The following is a 3,442-nucleotide window of genomic DNA, read 5'->3' on the forward strand; positions in this document are numbered from 1 at the left end:
CCATCGTGCCCCGCCTGTGAGGAGAACTTTGAATCAGAATCGACGCCAACCGTCACTTCACATTTGATTCATCGATCGATGGATGTGCTCTAGGGTCGGTACTCAATTAGGTGTGGCGTCGGGGTGTGGTTGCTGATTCAAGGGTCTTTGAGGAGACCGCATGGATGAGCAAGCACCTCTACTGGCTGGACGACGCGAGTTGGGCGTCGATCGAACCGCTGCTGCCGACAGGGCGGCGCGGGGCGCACCGTGTTGACGATCGTCGGGTGATCTCGGGCATCATGCACATGCTCAAGACAGGCGGGCGATGGCGCGATTGCCCAGCCGAGTACGGCCCCCACACGACGATCTACAACCGCTTCAACCGCTGGAGCCAGCAGGGCGTCTGGGAGCAAATCTTCTACGCGTTGACTGGGGCAACCGGTGTGATCGGGGGGTAACAGCTTCGATCGACAGCATGCACATCAAGGCGCACAGGTCCGCCGGTGGCGCAAAAGGGGGCGCGCTGGCGCAGGCTATCGGCCGATCCCCCGGCGGACGTACCACCAAGGTTCACGCGCTGACCGACGAGCAAGGGCGACCGCTCGCCTTGATCCTGACGCCGGGGCATGCTCACGACTTGACCGGCGCACGCGATCTGCTGGCCATCACTGGAGCCCCCGCCGCCTTACTCGCCGACAGAGCCTACGACGCCACGTCGCTACGCAGTTGGCTGACCGAACACGGCTGCCAACCCGTGATCCCGCCCCGACCCTACGCGCAAGAACCCTCACGCTTACGACCCTGCCGTTTACAAACAACGGAACGCTATCGAACGGTTCTTCTGTCGCCTCAAAGATTTCCGCAGAATCCACATTCGCTACGATAAGCGGGCCGACATCTTCCTGTCAGCCGTCCTCATCGTGGCAGCCATCATCTGCTGGGCCAATTGAGTCCGGACCCTAGTGTAAGAGGCGACGTTAGAGGGACACCACCTCCAAATGATCGGCCTGCGTCGACAAGCTGAGCGATACCCTTACGAGCGTACCATTCGCTTTGCTGTTGGGCATCTGATGCTGACCAAACTTCTAGAACAGGATCATTACCAGGAGATTCGGCCCACACCCACGGGCAACTCCGCGCCGAAGGCCTGAACACGCTATTGGCTCGTGAGCCTTAATAACATCCAGTGAAAAGGGAGGGATTGCGCAAGGACTACAATCCGGTCAACCTTCGTAAACGCGATCGGCATCCAATACCGATCGCGTTTACGGATGTCCCTGAGCGGCCCTCACTGGAATTAGCCAACGGATTGGAGTCTGCGACTCCAGCTATCCTAGAATGGATGGCGCTTCATTAACCCGAGACCCTCCCCAAATTTAGAGTGAACTGGGGGTACACCTAAGAGCGCTCATTTCTGCGGTGGAACCCACTCAAATTTCCAAGCAGTTGGCGTATTCCTATAGACGGACCATCCACCCCAGGAAAACTTAACCCGGGCGGCGCGCACGCCCGCATTCTCTATAACAATTGAGTTCGCTTGGAGAACTAGGATGCCGTCTCGAGCGTCGTTACAACCATGTGATTTAAGGGCTAAAGCCTTTCCCTTGTTTAATATTAACTTTCCATTTAAATCGGCTAGCGCCATACACTCTTCCGGACCGCTCGAAATATTAACCATTTTCATTAACGGGCCGGTCTCTTGCCATGGAATAGTCTGGCACCCGACCAGGGTGGTACAGCAGATCAGCCCGGATAACAAATATTTCATTTTAGCCTCACTCGGTATGCTGGTTTACATCATCAGTGATTTAGATTAACTAGTAGTAGACTAGATAAATATCACTCTCCCGGAAGAAGAAAACTCCTATAAGAGTAGAGTGTGCTTGCCTGAGACTCCCTAAGTAAGCCATACGGGTTAGGGGTAGGTCAAGAGTCGTATTTGTCTAGATCATAGACTCATAAACAAATTACCGCGTTGCGGCCATCGGCGGTTAAAGGCTCGCACTAAGGATCTTAGAATGGAGCGGCGGAGCCGTGAACTCGCGCCGGTTGGTCTGGTCCTGATCTTTAGGATGTAAAGGTGATCGGTGAAAGAGGCGAGGCTCCCCTCTCGTCCTAAGGACCGTACCTTGCCTTGGTGGACGCTTCGAAGATGACAACTGGTCGTAGATTCAGTGGAGAGGCGCTTGAGATAGGGGTAGAGGGTCGTCCCGACCAAGTTAAACTCGAGCAAGCCAGAAATAAGTATTGCAGCCCTTTCTATCCGACAGGAGCTTCGCCATTAACCGGACCGATTCTGTCTGCCTTTGCGCCATTAACGATCTGCTTCACCGATCTGCCTTACTTTTGAAGGCCTTCGAAGCGACTTCGAGCTAGAGTGATGCGGACGATTTTTCTGTCAACTGAAGCTCTTCAAGAAATCAAACATACCGCTCACCGAATAGGCGTCACCGAAGCGTTCTTCGGAGAGACAACAGAGGTTAACAGGCGCTAGGCGAAGACATCATCTCGATCTGCTGGGGCGAGCCCTCGAAGCACCACGCTCAGTGGAGTACCGTTTGTCGGCGTTCGTTCAGAATCGGCTTTGAGCCAGACATGCTGTTGCTAGGGCTGTTGTGCCCCGTCATTGAAGCACCACCCAACCATTCCGGTGCTGATGCTGCAAAATTGTGCCGCCTCGCCTCCTCTCATGCTGGACAGTAGATCAACTATCGCCGATGGCCGCGAGGCAAACAGCCACCCTACCCAAGCCGCGCATGCCGGCAGAGTCTCTTGATGCTGATATACGTGCTAAAGATAAATCTAGCCCGGTATCGCTGGCCTCGCCAAGAGAGAGGTGGGCATCTCTGGTTGATAACCCCAATGATCCGCTGCTCACTGAGTCCACTGTTTCACATGTCCCATCTTCCCTCGACGGATTCTAGTTTAGAACAATAGCATTCCTGGGCGCAAGGTCGCGATGGACCCAATAGTTCATATTAAAACAAACCACAGCTCGCAGATCCTATCTCGGAGGCAGCAGCACGCTATACCCTTGAATCGCTGAGTTGGATAAGGGACCTGCTTTGCAGACGTCAATTATTGACTTCTCCTTGCAGAATTTATTTATCGATCTGATTGTGTTCTTAGTTAGTAGACCGTCGATTGGGCCTTGATATGTTCCATCTCTAGAGAGGGATGTCTGAATTAACTTAACCAGACGGTTCTTATCCGTATACCCAAGTCCTATGTACCCAGCCGCTATCTGGTTACTCGCGGCCATTTCAAAGTAATAGGCTGCCTTGCCACGGTTTTTCTTAACGCCGTTTCCGCTAGAATATGCATAACCCAATCCAATTAAAGCGTTCTTGTCTCCTGCGTTTAAACCCCTGGCAAATAATTGAACAGCTTTAGCTGGGTTTTTAGCGACGCCGGTTCCCGAATTATAGGCGTAACCCAGAGCGGTCAGGGCGCCTTTGTC

At 53.6% G+C, this 3,442-nt stretch carries 1 protein-coding gene and 1 pseudogene; one reads left to right on the forward strand and one right to left on the reverse strand.

The features are described from left to right. The first annotated feature begins 164 nt into the window (after positions 1-164). Positions 165-932, forward strand: a pseudogene (locus tag G522_RS29805) (IS5 family transposase). A gap of 2,054 nt (positions 933-2,986) precedes the next feature. Here the strand turns inward: G522_RS29805 and G522_RS29810 are convergent. Further along, on the reverse strand, positions 2,987-3,442 hold a 456-nt coding region (locus tag G522_RS29810), incomplete at its 5' end, for an SEL1-like repeat protein (protein ID WP_169453606.1).

This window comes from Pleomorphomonas oryzae DSM 16300 (assembly GCF_000422965.1).
GTDB lineage: Bacteria > Pseudomonadota > Alphaproteobacteria > Rhizobiales > Pleomorphomonadaceae > Pleomorphomonas > Pleomorphomonas oryzae.